The organism is Rugamonas sp. GW822-FHT03B10 (assembly GCF_058801745.1).
On the sequence record NZ_JBXANP010000002.1, the window covers coordinates 211,218 to 227,692 of the forward strand.

The following is a 16,475-nucleotide window of genomic DNA, read 5'->3' on the forward strand; positions in this document are numbered from 1 at the left end:
CCATGAAAGCCGTCGTTTGCCAGAACCAGCAGTTGCGTGTCGAAGAGCGTCCCGATCCCGTGCCCGGCGAGGGGCAGGTGCTGTTGCGGGTGCTGCGCTGCGGCATCTGCGGCTCGGACCTGCACATGCGCCACCATTGCGACCACATGGGCCAGCTGCTGTCGCGCATCGGCTACCGCAACATGACGCGCGCGCACGATCCGCTCGTGTTCGGCCACGAGTTCTGCGGCGAGGTGCTGGAGCACGGCCCCGGCTGCGACCGGAAGGTGCGCGCCGGCGCCCGCGTGTGCGCCATGCCCGTGCTGCGCCACGACGACGGCATCGACATGGTGGGCCTGTCCGTGCGCACGCCCGGCGCCTACGCCGAGCGGGTGGTGGTGGACGAGGCCATGATGATGCCGGTGCCGAACGGGCTGTCGGCCGACATGGCGGCCCTGACCGAGCCGATGGCCGTGGGCTGGCACGCCGTGCGCCGAGGCCAGGTGCCCAGGAACGGCGTGGCCGTCGTGATCGGCTGCGGTCCGGTGGGCCTGGCCGTGGTGTGCATGCTCAAGGCGCAGGGCGTTCGGACCGTGATCGCCAGCGACTTCTCGCCGGCCCGGCGCCGGCTGGCCAGCCAGTGCGGGGCCGACATCGTGATCGACCCGGCCGAACAGTCGCCCTACGCCAACTGGGAGGAGTACGGCTTCGTCAACGGCCTGGAGGGCTTGCTGGAGCTGGCCGTGGGCACGCGCGAAAAACTGGGCAAGCTGCCGCTGCCCTGGTGGCACGCCTGGCGCGTGGCCGAGGCGCTGGGCCTCAACCCCAAACATCCCGTCATCTTCGAATGCGTGGGCGTGCCCGGCGTGCTGCGCCACATCATCGAGGGCGCGCCCATGTTCGCGCGCATCGTGGTGGTGGGCGTGTGCATGCAGCTCGACCAGTTCGAGCCGGCCATGGCCATCCACAAGGAGGTCGACCTGCGCTTCGCGCTCGGCTACTCGCCGCTCGAATACCGCGACGCGCTGCACATGATCGCCGAGGGCAAGGTGTCGTGCGCGCCGCTGATCACGGGCGTGGTGGGGCTGGACGGGGTGGAGCAGGCCTTCACCGACCTGGGCGACCCGCGGCTGCACGCCAAGATCCTGATCGACCCGTCGCGCGCCGCGGCCTGAGCGCGCCGCGTTTGCCACGCCGGGGTCAGGCGGGCCCCGAATTCGTTGCGCCCGACGCCGGCGCCAACGCTATAATCGTCCGGTAGCATCGTCGCCGGAAGCCGCCCGCCGCGCGACGACCCGATTGCATGGCGTGTAAAGCGAGAGTGCGGTATGTTCCGGTTGACCCGTCGTCTAGTCCTGCCATTGCTGCTGCCGCTGGCGTGCGCCGCCGCGCCCATCGAACTGATGGTCGAGGACGCGGCCTCGCCCTGGTCCAACGCCGACGGCAGCGGCTACGCCAACGAGCTGGTGGCGGCCGCCTTCGCCGCCGTCCACACCGAGGTCAAGCTGAACGTGGTGCCCTACGCCCGTTGCAAGACCTATGTGATGGCCGGCGCCGTGGCCGGCTGCTTCAGCATGGCCGACGCGCCCGAACTGCATGGCAAGGTGCGCTTCGCCGACGTGCCCCTGTTCCTGGCTTATCCGCGCTTTTTCCAGAGCACCGCCCACCCCGTGCGCGCCCGCGCGATGGACCAGCTGGCGCCCGGCACGCGGGTGGCCATCGTCAACGGCTACGAGTATCCGCCCGAGGTGATGGCGCTGGAGCGGCGCGGCGTCCGGCTGGTGCCGGCCCGTTCGGAGGCGATCAATTTGAAGAAGCTGGCCGCCGGCCGGGTCGATCTGGCGCTGACCATGATGGACGACATCAAGACCGACGAGGTGGTGCTGCGCGAGGCGCAGGTGGAGGGGGTGGCGTTCGCCTTCCAGGCCGTGCCGCAGGGTTCCTACCTGGGCTTTTCCACCACCCATCCGGACGGCGAGCGCGCGCGCGCCCTGTTCAACAGCGGCTACACCATCATCGCGGGCAATGGCGTCAAGCGCGCCATCGACCGCAAGTGGAATCTGCCGGCTACGCCGCCCGCAGGAAATCCAGCAAGAGGGCGTTGACGCGCTCGGGCGCGTCCAGCTGCAGCCAGTGGTTGGCGCCCTCGATCCGTTCGTAGCGCCACGGGCCGTCCACGTACTTTTCCGTGACGCGCATCTGCTGCTCGCACAGGAAGTTGTCGCCGCTGCTGTAGACGCCCATCACCGGCATCGGCACCGACGGGTGCAGCCTGGGCAGGATCAGGCCCAGGTTGGCGCGGTAGTAGTTGATGGCCGCGCGCAGCCGGCCCGGCCGCCGGAGCGGCTCGACGCAGTGGCGCGACCCGGCCGGGAAGTTCATGAGACGGTGGAACAGCGTCCAGTCGCGCGCCCGCAGTCCCCACTCGGCCAGGCCGCGCAGCTGTAGCAGCAGGATGTAGTAGCCCTTGAGCTTCTGCTCCAGCGGCGCCCGCGCGTAGGCCGTGGGGTGGCCGACCGACAGCGCGGCGTAGCGCTCGACCCGCTCCGGATGGCCGATCGCCAGCATCCAGCACAGCACCGCGCCCCAGTCGTGGCCCACCAGTTTGACCTTGGCGACGCCGAGCGCGTCGAGCACGCCCACCAGGTCCGCGACCACCTTGTCGATCGCGTAGTCGCGCGTGGCCGGCGGCATGTCCGAGTCGCCGCAGCCGCGCGTGTCGGGCGCGATCACGCGGTAGCCGGCCGCCACCAGGGCCGGGATCTGCTGGCGCCAGACGCTGTGGTTGTCGGGGAAGCCGTGCACCAGCATCACGTCCGGCCCGCTGCCTTCGACGACGACGTTGAGGTGGATGCCATTGACCAGCAGGCGGCGGGAGGAAAAGGACACGGCGGTCTCCTGTTATGCGTTGTAATGGGTGGTGCGCTAGCGCCATTGTAGGAAGCCGATCCGGTCTATACTTGTGATTTTCTGCCAAAGCCGCTTTCGCCATGCCCTTGTATGAACCGATCCTGCCGTCGCGCTATCTGGCGCAGCTGCTGTCCGTGCTGGACGAGGACGCGCGCGGCTGGCTGCGCGGGCGGCTGGCCGGGCTGGGCTTGAGCGAGGCCGTGCTGGGCCAGCCGGGCCACGCGCTGCCGATGGCCGTGTTCGAGCGCATCCTGACGGAGGCGGCGCGGCGCACCGGCCGCACCGACCTCGGTTTCGCCATGGGCCTGGCCGTGACGCCGGACGACCACGGCCCGCTGGTGCCGCTGATCCGCCGCTGCACCTCGACCGAACAGGTGCTGCAGGTGTTCACCCGCTATTTCCGGCTGATGTCGCCCGTGTTCGTCGTCCATTTCCGGCGCCTGGCCAGCGGCGGCGAGGTGACGTTCCGGCCCGCCGCGCCGATGGAGGCCGACACCATGGCGATGGTGATGGAGCTGTACGTGGCCTCGACCCATCCCTATCTGCTGGCCACGCTGGGCGATCGCCTGCCGGCCTACGACATCTACCTGTCCATCGCCGCGCCGCCGCACGCGCGGCGTTACGCGGAACTCAAGTCGGCGCGCGTCCACTTCAGCGAGGGCAACCTGCCGCGGGCGCGGGTGGTGCTGCCGGAGGCGACGCTGCAGATGCCGCTGCGCTGGCGGACCGCGCCGGGCGGCGGCCATGACCTGGCCGACCTCGACACGCTGCAGGGCGGTATCGGCCGGGCCGGCGATTGCAGCGGCTGGATCCGGCTGATGCTGCAGGCGGCCGAGGGCTACCAGCCCACCATCGCCGATTTCGCCGGCCTGCTCAACGTCAGCACGCGCACGCTGGCGCGCACGCTGGAGGGCGAGGGCACCTCGCTGCGCGCGCTGGCCAAGGAGGTGCGCCACCAGCGCGCCTGCGCGCTGCTGCGCGACCCGCAACAGCCGGTGTCGCAGATCGCCTACCGCCTTGGCTACAGCGACGTGGCCAATTTCAGCCACGCCTTCAAGGCCGAAGCGGGCTGCAGCCCGCGCGCCTGGCGCCAGGCCGCCGCCCCCGACGTCCGCTAGCAGGAGCATCCCATCCCATGTCCGAGCACCCGACCACCCATTTTTCCGACTCCTCGGCCGCCGTGCGCCAGCACGCCATGCGTGCCCTGTTCGACCAGTTCGACAGCCTGTACGAGGGCGCCATCGCCGTCGATTGCCAGGGCCGCATCAGCTGGATCGACGACAAATACATGTCGATGCTGGGCCTGCGCGACCCGCAGCAGGTGCTGGGGCGCGACATCGAGCAGGTCATCCCCAACAGCCTGTTGCGCGAGGTGATACGCACGGCCCAGCCCATCCTGCTCGACATCATGGAGTTCGGCCAGCAGTCGTTCGTCGTCACCCGCCTGCCGCTGCGCGACGCCGGCGGCGTCGTGGTGGGCGCGGTCGGCTTCGTGCTGTACGAACGGCTGGCCCACCTCAAGCCGCTGGTGGCCAAGTTCGCCACCCTGCAGCAGGAGCTGGACGCGGCCCGGCGCGGCCTGGCCGAGCACCGGCGCGCCAAATACACGCTGGACCAGTTCGTGGGCGCGGCGCCGGCCACGGTCGAGATCAAGCGCCAGGCCCGGCGCGCCGCGCAGCAGGATGTGAGCGTGCTGCTGCTGGGCGAGACGGGCACCGGCAAGGAGATCCTGGCCAACGCCATCCACGCCATGTCGGCCCGCGCCGGCGCGCCCTTCATCGGCGTGAACATGGCGGCCGTGCCGGAGTCGCTGCTGGAGGCCGAATTTTTCGGCGTGGCGCCGGGCGCCTACACGGGCGCGGACAAGAAGGCCCGCGAGGGCAAGTTCAAGCTGGCCGACGGCGGCACCCTGTTCCTCGACGAGATCGGCGACATGCCGCTGGCCGTGCAGGGCAAGCTGCTGCGCGTGCTGCAGGAGCAGGAGATCGAGCTGCTCGGCTCGAACAAGGTGCTCAAGATCGACGTGCGCGTGATCGCCGCCACCAGTGTCGACCTGCCGGCGCTGGTGGCGCAGGGCCGCTTCCGCTCCGACCTGTACTACCGCCTCAACGTGCTGCCGATCCAGCTGCCGCCGCTGCGCGCGCGCCTGGAGGATCTGGCGCCCCTGTGCGACGCGCTGCTGCAGCAGATCTTCGAACGCAACGGCATGCGGCGCCGTGCCGTCACGCCGGCCGCCTGCGCGCTGCTGGCGCGCTACCCGTGGCCGGGCAATGTGCGCGAACTGCGCAACGTGCTGGAACGGGCCTGCATCCTGAGCGACCGCGCGCGGCTCGACGTGGACGATTTCGCCGCCATGCTGCCGGCGGACGTGGCCAACATGGCCGACATGGGCAGCATGGGCAGCATGGGCAGCATGGGCAACATGGCCGACAGGGCGGACAGGGGCGACAGAGTTTCCGGCGCGTCAGCCGGCGGCGGCGACGGTGCCGGTGCTGGTGCGGGTGCCGCATCCGCCGCATCCGCCGCGTCCGCCATGCGCCCGTACGCCGAGGCGCTGGCGCAGTTCGACCGCACCATCGTGCGCGACGCGCTGGCCGCCGCCGGCGGCAACGTGCCGGCCGCCGCCCGGTTGTTGGGCCTGTCGCGCGCGGCCATGTACAAGCGGGTGGCGGCGCTGGCCAGGGAAGGGCAGCAAGGTTAGCAGCCGGGTCGCACGTTGCCGTACCTGAATCCGTCTTCCGTACGGCTGCCACTTGTATTCGCAAGAGAAATGGGCGCGGAGATAGTCCCTGTCCGGCGCTGTGGCCCCCTGTGGCGAAGCTTCTATTTCCGCTTCTGTTTTCTTCTGCTTTCTTCGGTTTGATCCTATTCCGCATTTGCCGATCAAAAGAGAAGGATGCAGAACAAACCAGAATGAGGAATAGAATGGAATCCACAGGGAGCCTCCCGCTCCACAGCAGTACCTTGTAAAAGTGCCGAGTCTCGCAGACAAGACCGTAGTCTCGTTGGCGAGACTGGCGTATTGATGCGGTGCACAAGGCGAAGACCTTCCGGCCGCACCCATGATCGTCTCGTCAACGAGACGAAACCGCCGTTCCGCCCATCCGCGCAACCGCCCATCTTGGGGGCTGCGACAACTTTCACTTTTGAAACAAGCACTTGGCGCGCATGGCACGATCGTTGCAATCGTCCGCTGCGCGCATTCCGGATCGCAGCGGCCAGCAGAGCCGTCGGCCGGCATGTTCCGCCATTTGAACCACCTGTATTGGAGACTACCCTTGAGTTTCGTCATCGTGCTGGCCGCCCTGGCCCTGCTGATGCTGGTCGCGTATCGCGGCTACAGCGTCATCCTGTTCGCGCCCGTGTGCGCCCTGCTGGCCGTGTTGTTCACGGACCCGTCCTATGTGCTGCCCATGTTCAGCGGCATCTTCATGGAAAAGATGGTCGGCTTCGTCAAGCTGTACTTCCCCGTGTTCATGCTGGGCGCCGTGTTCGGCAAGCTGATCGAACTGTCCGGCTACTCGCAAGCGATCGTGTCGGCCGTGATCCGCGTGCTGGGGCGCGAGCGCGCCATGCTGTCCATCGTCATGGTGTGCGCCATCCTCACCTACGGCGGCGTGTCGCTGTTCGTGGTGGTGTTCGCCGTCTACCCGTTCGCGGCCGAGATGTTCCGCCAGAGCGACATCCCCAAGCGCCTGATCCCCGGCACCATCGCGCTGGGCGCGTTCACCTTCACCATGGATTCGCTGCCGGGCAGCCCGCAGATCCAGAACATCATCCCCACCACCTTCTTCAAGACCGACACCTGGGCCGCGCCGTGGCTGGGCGTGATCGGCTCGGTGTTCATCCTGATCGTCGGCCTGAGCTACCTGTCGTGGCGCCGCCGCCAGGCCGCCGCCGCCGGCGAAGGCTATGGCAGCGGCCACCACAACGAACCGGCCACCGTGGCGCTCGACCGCCTGCCGCATCCGCTCTTGGCGTTGCTGCCGCTGGTGCTGGTGGGCGTGCTCAATAAGACCTTCACGCTGGCCATCCCCAAGGTGTTCGGCGTCAGCTTCACGGCCAACCTGCCCGGCCATCCGCTGGTGGTGGACGTGAGCAAGCTGGTGGCCATCTGGGCGGTGGAGGGCGCGCTGCTGGCCGGTATCCTCGTGGTGCTGGCCTTCGCCTGGCAGCGTGTGATCGCCCACCTGGCCGACGGTTCGCGCGCGGCCATCAGCGGTGCGCTGCTGGCGTCCATGAACACGGCCTCCGAATACGGTTTCGGCGGCGTGATCGCGGCGCTGCCGGGCTTCCTCGTGGTGTCGGACGCGCTCAAGAGCGTGCCCAATCCGCTGCTCAACGAAGCCGTCACCGTCACCGCGCTGGCCGGCATCACCGGCTCCGCCTCGGGCGGCATGAGCATCGCGCTGGCCGCCATGGCCGACAGTTTCATCCAGGCCGCGCAGGCCGCCCACATTCCGATGGAGGTGCTGCACCGCGTGGCCTCCATGGCCAGCGGCGGCATGGACACCTTGCCCCACAACGGCGCCGTGATCACGCTGCTGGCCGTCACCGGCTTGACGCACCGCGTGTCCTACCGCGACATCTTCGCCATCACCATGATCAAGACGGCCGCCGTGTTCGTCGTGATCGCCGCCTTCCTGCTCACCGGGATCTACTAATCATGACCTCCGCCACCGTTATGTTGAAAGACAAAGTCGCCCTCGTCACGGGCTCCACCTCCGGCATCGGCCTGGGCATCGCCCAGGCGCTGGCCGCCAGCGGCGCGCACGTCGTGCTCAATGGCTTCGGCGACGCGCAGGAGATCGAAGCGCTGCGCACCGGCATCGAGCAGACCCACGGCGTGCAGGCCGCGTACCAGCCGGCCGACATGGCGCGCGCGGCCGACATCGAGGCGATGATGGCGGCCGTGCTGGCGCGCTTCGGCCGCATCGACATCGTCGTCAACAACGCCGGCATCCAGCACGTGGCCGACGTGGACGCGTTCCCGGTCGAGAAGTGGGACGCCATCATCGCCATCAACCTCAGCTCCGCCTTCCACACCACGCGGCTGGCGCTGCCGTCGATGAAGGAGCGCAACTGGGGCCGCATCATCAACGTGGCGTCGGTGCACGGGCTGGTGGGCTCGGCCCAGAAATCGGCCTACGTGGCGGCCAAGCATGGCGTGGTGGGTCTGACCAAGGCGGTGGCGCTGGAACTGGCGCAGACCGGCATCACCTGCAACGCCATCTGCCCCGGCTGGGTGCTCACGCCGCTGGTGCAGAACCAGGTGGACGCGCTGGCGGCCCAGCGCGGCATCAGCGGCGAGGAGGCCAGCGCGGCGCTGCTGGCGCAGAAGCAACCGTCCGGCCAGTTCGTCACGCCCGGGCAACTGGGCGCGCTGGCCGTGTTCTTCTGCGGCGACGCCGCCAGCCAGGTGCGCGGCGTGGCCTGGAACATGGACGGCGGCTGGGTGGCACAATAGCGGGGATAACCTCAATTCAACGCAAAGGAAGAGTGCCATGGACCAGCAATTCAACGACGGCCTGCAAAAGCGCAAGCAGGTGATGGGCGACGATTTCGTCGAGCGGGCGTTCGCCAACGCCGACGAGTTCACCATGCCGCTGCAGGAATTCATCACCCGCAACGCCTGGGGCACGGTCTGGTGCCGCGATGGCCTGGACCTGAAAACCCGCAGCCTGCTGACGCTGTCGATGCTGACGGCGCTGGGCCGCGCGCACGAGATCAAGGGCCACGTGCGCGGCGCCATCAACAACGGCGCCACCATCAAGGAAATCCAGGAAGTGCTGCTGCACGCGGCTGTCTACTGCGGCGCGCCGCTGGCGGTGGACGCGTTCCGGGCCGCGCAGGAAGTCGTGCAGGCGATGGACGCAGCGAAGGATTGACGCCGGAGCGCCCACCTGTGAAGATAGGGAAAAAACGGGAAAGGTGGACGACGATGGTGAAATTGATGGGTGCACTCTCCGGCGCGCGCGGCCTGGCGCGCGCACGGCAAGCGGGCATGGCCCGGCCTATGGTCGCGGCGGCGGCCGCCGTGCTGGTGCTGGTGGCGGGGGCGGGCCTGTACTACGCCAAGTTTCGCCCTGCCACGCAGGAAACGGCCAACGACCCGGCCGCCCATCCGGCGCCGCCACCGGAGGCGGGCCCGGTGCTGGCCGGCAGCAAGACCGTCAACGAGTTGATGAATCTGGCCATCAGCCACATCGAACAGGGCAACCTGGACGAGGCCGAGAAGGATTTGCAGGCGGCCCGCGCCCATGCGCCGCAGCAGCCGCTGGTGGCCTACAACACGGCCATCCTGCGCTTGAAGCAGCACCGCACGGACGACGCGCTGCGCGAACTGGAAGCGAGCTTCGCGGCCGGCTTCAGCTACTTCGACCAGCTCGACATGGACAACGACCTCGACCCCCTGCGCGACAATCCCCGCTTCCAGGCGCTGGTGGCCAAATACCGCAAACCGGCGCCGGCCAGGTAAGGCCCGCGCGCCGACCGCCCTGCGGCCGATCAGCGCGTCCGGTCCCCGCCCCCTCCGCCGCGACGCTCAATAGCTGACTGTCACGGCCACATAGGCGTTGCGGCCCTTGCCGGGCACGGCGATGCCGTAAGGGGTGCCCGTCTGCGACATCGTCTTGCCCTGGCCGACGTAGGCTCCGCCCAAGGGCAGGTCGTAGGCCCGGTCCAGCACGTTCTCGACGCCCACCTCCAGCTGCGCGCGTTGCCACGCATAGCGCGAGCGCAGGTGGAGCAGCCCATACCCGGCCGTCCTCAGCTCGTTGCGCACGGCCGACACGCGGTCCTTGGCCGCTGCCGCCTCCACCTCGACCGTGTTGGTCCAGCGCCGCAGCGTCTGCTCCAGCGCCAGCCGGGCGTTGAGCGGCATGATGTTGTACAGGTTGTCGCCGGTGCTGTTGTTCTTGCCGCGCAGGTAGCTCAGCGTGGCCGTCGCCGTGACCGTGCCGTGGCCGCCGGCGTCGAGCCGGAGGCGGCCGGACAGGTCGGCGCCATACAGGCGCGCATCCTGGTTGGTCCAGCGCAGGAACACGAACGATTGCGGACGGCAGGTGCGCAGGCAGCGCGCGTCGATGTAGTCGTCCACGTAGGTGTAGTGGGGCGCGAACGTCACGCTCCAGCGCTGCCGGGCCGCGTCGTGGAAGGCCGCGCTGGCGCTGAGCGTGTGCGCCACCTCCGGCCGCAGGTCCGGGTCGCCCACGTAGCCGTTGCCGTCGCCCGACAGGTTCACCATGTTCATCGACATGCCGTCCGTCGCCCAGCTATAGCGCTCGTACAGATTGGGGCTGCGGCTCTTGCGGGCCAGACCGATGGCGTACTCCGATGCCGCGTCGGGCGTGTAGCGCGCCTGCGCGGTGAGGTCGAGGTTGTGGTCGTGCCGGCCGTGGCTGCGGCCGTTGAAGGCGGCGACGTCGGCGTCGCTCATGGCGTTGTAGCCTTGCACGCTGCCGGCGTCGCTGGCCACGCGCTCGGCGCGCAAGCCCAGTTGCGTGAACCATTGCGCGCTCCAGCGCCCGTCCCATTCGCCGTACAAGCCGGCGCGGTCGCGTTTGCCGTCGCGGATGTTCCAGAACGTGTTGGGCGCCATGCCGCCGCCGGACGGCGACCACCAGTCGTCGAGCCGGTAGCGCAGCAGCTCGGCGCCCACGCGCAGCGTGTCGCGTGCCGACGCGCGCACCTCGGCGCGCACGCTGGCGCCCGTGGTGTGGCCGGCGGTGTCCATCGGCATGCCGGGGATGTCGCGCTTGGCGCCATACCAGTACTGCTTGTCGGGGCCGAACTGCATCGCGTGGCGCGTGTGCTCGTGGTACAGGCGCGTCTCCACGCTGCCCCAGTCGTAATCGCCGAGATGGCGCAGGTTGACCTGTTCGCTGTCGTTGCCGGTCAGGTCCATGCGCTGGTTGGGAAAGCCCTGGTAGGGCATGCGCTGCATCCCCAGCCGCAGCTCGACCAGTTGCCGTCCCGCGCGCAGCGCCACGGCCAGCGCCTGGTTGTTGGAGCGGTAGCCGGTCGATCCCACCTCGTCGGCCGGCAGCGCGTGCGGACGCCCGGTCGGCAGGGTGGCGGACTTGAAGTCGCCGCCGGCCACGTAGTTGTCGGCGCGCGCGGTGGCGCCGTTGTAGCGCACGCTCAGCGTCTCGGTGGCGAGGGCCGCTTCGAGGTCGCCGCCGCGCGCGTTGCCGTTGTCGCGGAACCAGGCGCTGGCCCGGCCCTCGGTCAGCACGCCCTGGCCCGGCGCCGCGAAGCGCGGCTCGGCCGAGCGCACGCGGATGGTGCCGCCGATGCTGTCGCCGCCGGCGCTCACGGGCACCACGCCGCCCAGCACTTCCAGCCCGTCGACCTGCGCCGGCGCGATGTACGACAGCGGCGGATTCATATGGTTGGCGCAGGCCGACACCAGGTCCATGCCGTCCACCTGGATCCGCAGGCGGTCGTCCGCCAGGCCGTGCAGGGACGGCAGACTGGACAGGCCGCCGGCGCCGTTCAGGCCGACCCCGGGCACGCTGCGCAACAGCGATGCCGTGTCGGCCGCATCGTGGCGATGCCGGACGGTGTCGGCCAGGGCCGCGCCGCGCGGCGCCGTGATCACCACTTCCGGCACCTCCGGGCTGTCCTCGGCTTGGGCGGACAGCGGCAGGGCGGCCGCGAGCGATACCATCAACCAGGGTTTGTTCCACTTCGCTTGCATTTGTATTCCTTCGATTCTGTGAATGACGCGCGCACGCGCGCGAGCCCGGGCCGCGCGCGGACCGGGAAAACGGACGATCAGGGAGGGAATCAGGCGAAGTGCGGCGGGCCGCGCGCCGGCAGCGGCGCGGCGGTGATGGAGGCTAGCCGGGCGGCCGGAATGGCGCGCAGCACGTAGGCCAGCACATCATGGGGCGGCTGCGGGCCGGCGACAGGGAAGGTGTTGAGGATGCCGCCCGGTACGCACAGGGCGCAATCGAGCGTGTGGGATTTGCCGCCGCCACCGCCATCGGCCTGCGCTTCGAGGTCGACGAGTTTGAAGCTGGTGCCGCTGCAGACCAGGTCCATGCGCTTGGGATGGACGATGGGCGCCGCGATCGCCACGCCCAGCGCCGCCAGATACGACAGCAGCACGAGCAGGACACGCAGACGGGTGAGTCGAAACATTGGCATGTTTGACATTCTAGCATCGGCGCCCCGGCCGCCTACCCACGCGGCATCAATTGGCGGGCGCACCGGGCCGGCCGCGCGGACGCAAAAAAGCCGTTGACCCTTGCGGGACAACGGCTTCCGGATTCTGGTGTGGTGATAGGTGGACTTGAACCACCGACCCCAGCATTATGAATGCTGTGCTCTAACCAACTGAGCTATATCACCGAAACAAAAATGGCCTGATCACGATCAGACCATCTTCGAAGAAATCTTGGTGGTGATAGGTGGACTTGAACCACCGACCCCAGCATTATGAATGCTGTGCTCTAACCAACTGAGCTATATCACCGACAACGCCCAGCATTATCCAAGCTGGGCGCCGGCCTGTCAAGACTGGCCGGAACATTTTACGTCTTTTTCTTGCGCGCCTGCTCCGTGGCGCGCGTTGATTGTCACATTGACACGAGGTGCGCTCAGCCGCGCTGGGCCTCGATCCGCGCCAGCATGGCGGCGGCCGGGTTGGGCGCCAGGCAGTCGAGCACCACGCGCTGCGGCATGGCGCGCAGCCACGTCAGCTGGCGCTTGGCCAGCTGGCGCGTGGCCACGATGCCGGTTTCGCGCAGCGTGGCGAAGTCGATATGGCCGTCCAGGTATTCCCACGCCTGGCGGTAGCCCACGCAGCGCATCGAGGGCAGGCCCGGATGCAGGTCGCCGCGCCGGCGCAGCATCTCCACCTCCGTCAGCAGGCCGCCATCGTCGCCTTCCTTCAGCATCAGGTCGAAGCGGCGCGCGATGCGCTCGTGCAGCACGGCGCGGTCGGACGGCTCCAGCGCGAACGACAGCAGCTCGAACGGCAGCTCCGTCCTCTCGCGCTGGGCCAGCAGTTCGGACATGGGGCGCCCGGCCAGCGTGCAGATCTCCAGCGCGCGCTGGATGCGCTGGGCGTCGTTGGGCGCCAGCCGCGCGGCCGTGACCGGGTCCAGCGCGTGCAGGCGCGCGTGCAGCGCCGGCCAGCCGTGGCGGGCCGCCTGGTCCTCCAGTTCCGCGCGCAGGGCCGGATCGGCGCCGGGCAGGTCGTCCAGGCCGTCGGTCAGGCCCTTGAAGTACAACATGGTGCCGCCCACCAGCAGCGGCAGCTTGCCGCGCGCCGTGATGTCGGCCACCAGGCGCAGCGTGGCGTCGCGGAACTGGGCCACGGAATAGGCGTCCAGCGGGTCGATGATGTCGATCAGGTGGTGCGGCACGGCGGCCTGCTCGGCGCGGGTGGGCTTGGCCGTGCCGATGTCCATGCCGCGGTAGACGAGGGCCGAATCGACCGAGATGATTTCGCAGTCGATGCGCTCGGCGATGGCCAGCGCGGCGGCCGTCTTGCCGGACGCGGTGGGGCCCATGATGGCGACGGCCAGCGGGCGTGGTGCTTGATGATGCATGATGGTTGCTTCTATGTGAGGGCGGCGCTTGATGGTGGAAACTACTGGCCGCGCAGGAACAGCTTGTCGAGCGCGCCGATCTCCACCTGCACCCAGGTCGGGCGGCCGTGGTTGCACTGGTCGGCGCGCTCCGTGCTTTCCATCTGGCGCAGCAGCGCGTTCATTTCCTGGGTCGACAGGATGCGGTTGGCGCGCACGGCCGTGTGGCAGGCCAGGGTGCCCAGCAGCTCGTTGCGGCGCTCGATCAGCACGCGCGAGCCGCCGAATTCGCGCACGTCGCGCAGCACGTCGCGCGCCAGCGTCTGGGCGTCCGCGTTCTTCAGCAGCACCGGCACCGAGCGCACGGCCAGCGTGGTGGGCGACAGGGCGGCGATGTCGAAGCCCAGCGCCTGCAGCGTTTCCTGGTGTTCCTGCGCCGTGCCCACTTCCACCTCCTCGGCGTAGAACGTGACGGGGATCAGCAGCGGCTGCACCTGCATCTGCTGGCCGGCCACCTGGTCGTCGAGCGCGTTCTTGAGCTGCTCGTACAGGATGCGCTCGTGCGCCGCGTGCATGTCCACCAGCACCAGGCCCTTGCTGTTCTGGGCCAGGATGTAGATGCCGTGCAGCTGGGCCAACGCGAAGCCGAGCGGGAATTCCTCCTGCGCCATGGCGGCGGGCGAGGCCACGTAAGGCGCGGCCGGCGCGAGCATGGCCGCCGTGCTGTCCGGGGAGGCCGTCGTGGCCATGCTGCCCGGGAGAGCCGAAGCGATGGCAGCCGCCCATTCGTCGCCGGCCTGTGCGCCGCTGAACAGGGCGCCGTAGCGCTCCGTGCTCTGCGCCACCCCGGCGCCGGACTGGCGCGCCGGGCCGAACGGCGAGGGCGAGAAGGTGGGCGCGTAGCCGGGCGCCAGCAGCGGCCCGAACGAGGCCTGCTGCGCCTGGCCGCGCCAGTTGTCGCCCGGGTTCAGCGATTCGGCCGCCGGCAGCGGCGACGGCACGCTGCCGTGCGAGGTGGCCGAGGTCTGGGCCAGCGCCCGCTGCACGGCGTGGAACACGAACTGGTGCACGGCGCGGCTGTCGCGGAAGCGCACTTCGATCTTCGACGGGTGGACGTTCACGTCCACCAGCGCTGGGTCGATCTCCAGGGCCAGCACGTAGGACGGGAAGCGGTCGCCGTGCAGCACGTCGGCGTAGGCCGCCTTGACGGCGTGCACCAGCAGCTTGTCGCGCACGAAGCGCCCGTTCACGTAGAAGAACTGGCCGTCGGCGCGCGCCTTGGAGGCCGTGGGCAGGCCGGCGTAGCCGTGCAGGCGCAGCGGGCCGGCCGCCTCGTCGATCGGCAGGCGCGCCTCGGCGAAGCCGTCGCCCAGGATATGGGCGCTGCGCTTGGCCATCTCCGTGACGTTCCAGTGGTCGATGGTGCGGCCGTTGTGGCTGAGCGAGAACGACACGTCCGGCCGCGCCAGCGCGATGCGGCGCACCACCTCGGCGCAGTGGCCGAATTCGGTCTGCTCGGACTTGAGGAATTTGCGCCGGGCCGGCGTGTTGTAGTACAGGTCCTTCACGTCCACCGTGGTGCCGTGGGCGCCGGACGAGGGCGACACGGCGCCCAGGTGCGAGCCGGCGATCTCCCACGCGTGGGGCGCGTCGGCCGTGCGGGTGGTGATGGTGATGGCCGCCACCGACGCGATCGAGGCCAGCGCCTCGCCGCGGAAACCCAGCGTGCCCACGTTCTCCAGGTCGTCGAGCGAGGCGATCTTGGAGGTGGCGTGGCGCGCCAGGGCCAGCGGCAGCTGGTCGGGCGGGATGCCGCGCCCGTTGTCGGTGATGGCGATGCGTTTCACGCCGCCTTCCTCCAGCCGCACCGTGATCTGGGTGGCGCCCGAGTCGAGCGCGTTCTCGAGCAGCTCCTTGACCACGGCCGACGGCCGCTCCACCACCTCGCCGGCGGCGATCTGGGAAATCAGCTTGTCCGGCAGGGCCTGGATGGGACGGAGGGGGCGTTGGGTCGGGTCGGGCGCGTTCATGGGGGCGATTATACCGGCTGCCGCCGCCGCCGATTACTTCGCCTGCTCGCGCACGGGGATGGGCACGTTGCACAGTTCGACGTAGCCGGCCGCGTACTTGTTCCACGGGCCGCCCCGGTTGCGCTGGGCCTCCACGGCGGCCTGGTAGGTGGCCGTGTCGGTGCGCATCACCTCCAGGTGGCTGCGCGCGGCCTCCGGCACGTCGGCCGCCAGCCGCACCGAGGTGATCGGCGGATGGACTTCATTGGCGCCGTAAAAGCCCATCGCCTCGTGCCCGCGCGGCAGCGTCGACAGCAGCGCCATGCCCGACACCACGCGGCCCACCACCGTGATGTTGCGGTCCAGGTGGCGCGGCGCGTGGCCCGTCACCGCGTACAGCGAGGTGCCGTTGCCGCTGTCGTCGTCCACGTCGCGGCCCACGCCCACCATGCCGTAGCAGTGCGCCAGCCAGGTGCGGCCGGCCTTGGGGTCGCGCCCGGCCGGGAAGCCGTTCGAGATGCCCACCTGCGGCGCGTAGCCGTCGCGCTCGGGCAGGGCCGTGAAGTGGCGGTCGTTCTTCATCGGCACGGTGAATTCGCCCGGCACCTTCTCCCTGGCCGTCTTGAGCGGCTTGGGATGGGCCTCGTCGGCGTCGCCCCACTGGGCCACGTAGTTGTCCTGCGAGCGCACCACGGCCTGGCCGTCGTAATAGTGCTCGCGCGCCAGCAGCTTGATGTTGGCCACGTTCAGCGGCGCGAAGTCGGGCGCCAGTTCGATCACCACGCGGCCGCCGGGCAGCTCCATGTACAGCGTGTTGTCCGTGTCCAGCGGGCGCCAGTCGGCCGGGCTGGACGCCTTGACGATGTCGGCGACGGTGGGTTTGACGGGCAGGCCGGCGGCGGGGTTGGCCGCCAGCGCGGGCACGGTGGCCACGGCCAGCGCCAGCGCGGCGGCGCGGCCGATGGTCAGGGAAAATGGGGTGTGCATCCAGGCTCTCCTCGGAGTGTGGCGGGGCGGTGGCGCGGTAGCGCCATCA

14 protein-coding genes and 2 tRNA genes are annotated in these 16,475 nt (G+C 69.5%); 8 read left to right on the forward strand and 8 right to left on the reverse strand.

Annotated features, from left to right (window positions below):
- The first annotated feature begins 2 nt into the window (after positions 1-2).
- Both AC1RQG_RS04175 and AC1RQG_RS04180 read left to right on the forward strand, forming a co-directional pair.
- On the forward strand, positions 3-1,154 hold the full coding sequence (locus AC1RQG_RS04175; RefSeq protein ID WP_493128602.1) for a zinc-binding dehydrogenase: 1,152 nt from the start codon (positions 3-5) through the stop codon (positions 1,152-1,154).
- A gap of 153 nt (positions 1,155-1,307) precedes the next feature.
- On the forward strand, positions 1,308-2,084 hold the full coding sequence (locus AC1RQG_RS04180; RefSeq protein WP_493128603.1) for a hypothetical protein: 777 nt from the start codon (positions 1,308-1,310) through the stop codon (positions 2,082-2,084).
- On the opposite strand, the gene AC1RQG_RS04185 is transcribed toward AC1RQG_RS04180, so the two are convergent.
- The gene (locus AC1RQG_RS04185; protein WP_493128605.1) at positions 2,047-2,868 is read right to left on the reverse strand and encodes an alpha/beta fold hydrolase; all 822 of its coding nucleotides are present in this window, start codon (positions 2,866-2,868) and stop codon (positions 2,047-2,049) included. The two genes, AC1RQG_RS04180 and AC1RQG_RS04185, sit on opposite strands and share 38 nt — an antisense overlap.
- Positions 2,869-2,969: 101 nt before the next feature.
- Here AC1RQG_RS04185 and AC1RQG_RS04190 point away from each other — a divergent pair, with 101 nt between their 5' ends.
- From AC1RQG_RS04190 to AC1RQG_RS04215, 6 genes are all read left to right on the forward strand, one after another.
- Positions 2,970-4,007, forward strand: a complete 1,038-nt coding sequence (locus tag AC1RQG_RS04190; protein WP_493128607.1) for a helix-turn-helix transcriptional regulator — start codon at positions 2,970-2,972, stop codon at positions 4,005-4,007.
- A gap of 17 nt (positions 4,008-4,024) precedes the next feature.
- Complete coding sequence (locus tag AC1RQG_RS04195) at positions 4,025-5,590, forward strand: sigma-54 interaction domain-containing protein (protein ID WP_493128609.1); 1,566 nt, start codon at positions 4,025-4,027, stop codon at positions 5,588-5,590.
- Between the two features lie 577 nt (positions 5,591-6,167).
- Positions 6,168-7,553, forward strand: coding sequence for a GntP family permease (locus AC1RQG_RS04200; protein ID WP_493128611.1), 1,386 nt, complete (start codon positions 6,168-6,170; stop codon positions 7,551-7,553).
- Between the two features lie 20 nt (positions 7,554-7,573).
- On the forward strand, positions 7,574-8,356 hold the full coding sequence (locus tag AC1RQG_RS04205) for a 3-hydroxybutyrate dehydrogenase (protein WP_493128612.1): 783 nt from the start codon (positions 7,574-7,576) through the stop codon (positions 8,354-8,356).
- A 37-nt stretch (positions 8,357-8,393) separates the two neighbouring features.
- Positions 8,394-8,777 (forward strand): 4-carboxymuconolactone decarboxylase, encoded by a 384-nt coding sequence (gene pcaC, locus AC1RQG_RS04210; protein ID WP_493128614.1) that lies wholly within the window; start codon positions 8,394-8,396, stop codon positions 8,775-8,777.
- 65 nt (positions 8,778-8,842) lie between these two features.
- Positions 8,843-9,367 (forward strand): TPR end-of-group domain-containing protein, encoded by a 525-nt coding sequence (locus AC1RQG_RS04215; RefSeq protein WP_493128616.1) that lies wholly within the window; start codon positions 8,843-8,845, stop codon positions 9,365-9,367.
- Between the two features lie 66 nt (positions 9,368-9,433).
- On the opposite strand, the gene AC1RQG_RS04220 is transcribed toward AC1RQG_RS04215, so the two are convergent.
- The 7 genes from AC1RQG_RS04220 to AC1RQG_RS04250 form a co-directional block, all read right to left on the reverse strand.
- On the reverse strand, positions 9,434-11,590 hold the full coding sequence (locus AC1RQG_RS04220) for a TonB-dependent receptor plug domain-containing protein (RefSeq protein WP_493128618.1): 2,157 nt from the start codon (positions 11,588-11,590) through the stop codon (positions 9,434-9,436).
- Positions 11,591-11,679: 89 nt separating this feature from the next.
- Entirely contained in the window at positions 11,680-12,042 is a 363-nt protein-coding gene (locus tag AC1RQG_RS04225; protein WP_493128620.1) for a hypothetical protein, read from the reverse strand.
- A 130-nt stretch (positions 12,043-12,172) separates the two neighbouring features.
- Positions 12,173-12,246: transfer RNA gene (locus AC1RQG_RS04230), tRNA-Met, on the reverse strand.
- 47 nt (positions 12,247-12,293) lie between these two features.
- A tRNA-Met gene (locus AC1RQG_RS04235) sits at positions 12,294-12,370 on the reverse strand.
- A 124-nt stretch (positions 12,371-12,494) separates the two neighbouring features.
- Entirely contained in the window at positions 12,495-13,451 is a 957-nt protein-coding gene (gene miaA, locus AC1RQG_RS04240; RefSeq protein ID WP_493128622.1) for a tRNA (adenosine(37)-N6)-dimethylallyltransferase MiaA, read from the reverse strand.
- A gap of 41 nt (positions 13,452-13,492) precedes the next feature.
- Positions 13,493-15,460 carry a DNA mismatch repair endonuclease MutL gene (gene mutL, locus AC1RQG_RS04245; RefSeq protein ID WP_493128624.1) on the reverse strand — a complete coding sequence of 656 codons (1,968 nt, stop codon included), beginning with the start codon at positions 15,458-15,460 and terminating at the stop codon, positions 13,493-13,495.
- A 33-nt stretch (positions 15,461-15,493) separates the two neighbouring features.
- Positions 15,494-16,426, reverse strand: coding sequence for a peptidylprolyl isomerase (locus tag AC1RQG_RS04250; protein ID WP_493128626.1), 933 nt, complete (start codon positions 16,424-16,426; stop codon positions 15,494-15,496).
- Positions 16,427-16,475: the final 49 nt, after the last annotated feature.

Coding starts and splice junctions, on each gene's coding strand:
- mutL (WP_493128624.1), bottom strand. CDS start 15,460: ATGAACGCGCCCGACCCGACCCAACGCCCCCTCCGTCCCATCCAGGCC.
- AC1RQG_RS04190 (WP_493128607.1), top strand. CDS start 2,970: ATGCCCTTGTATGAACCGATCCTGCCGTCGCGCTATCTGGCGCAGCTG.
- AC1RQG_RS04220 (WP_493128618.1), bottom strand. CDS start 11,590: ATGCAAGCGAAGTGGAACAAACCCTGGTTGATGGTATCGCTCGCGGCC.
- AC1RQG_RS04180 (WP_493128603.1), top strand. CDS start 1,308: ATGTTCCGGTTGACCCGTCGTCTAGTCCTGCCATTGCTGCTGCCGCTG.
- AC1RQG_RS04175 (WP_493128602.1), top strand. CDS start 3: ATGAAAGCCGTCGTTTGCCAGAACCAGCAGTTGCGTGTCGAAGAGCGT.
- AC1RQG_RS04205 (WP_493128612.1), top strand. CDS start 7,574: ATGTTGAAAGACAAAGTCGCCCTCGTCACGGGCTCCACCTCCGGCATC.
- AC1RQG_RS04215 (WP_493128616.1), top strand. CDS start 8,843: ATGGGTGCACTCTCCGGCGCGCGCGGCCTGGCGCGCGCACGGCAAGCG.
- AC1RQG_RS04225 (WP_493128620.1), bottom strand. CDS start 12,042: ATGCCAATGTTTCGACTCACCCGTCTGCGTGTCCTGCTCGTGCTGCTG.
- AC1RQG_RS04195 (WP_493128609.1), top strand. CDS start 4,025: ATGTCCGAGCACCCGACCACCCATTTTTCCGACTCCTCGGCCGCCGTG.
- AC1RQG_RS04250 (WP_493128626.1), bottom strand. CDS start 16,426: ATGCACACCCCATTTTCCCTGACCATCGGCCGCGCCGCCGCGCTGGCG.
- pcaC (WP_493128614.1), top strand. CDS start 8,394: ATGGACCAGCAATTCAACGACGGCCTGCAAAAGCGCAAGCAGGTGATG.
- miaA (WP_493128622.1), bottom strand. CDS start 13,451: ATGCATCATCAAGCACCACGCCCGCTGGCCGTCGCCATCATGGGCCCC.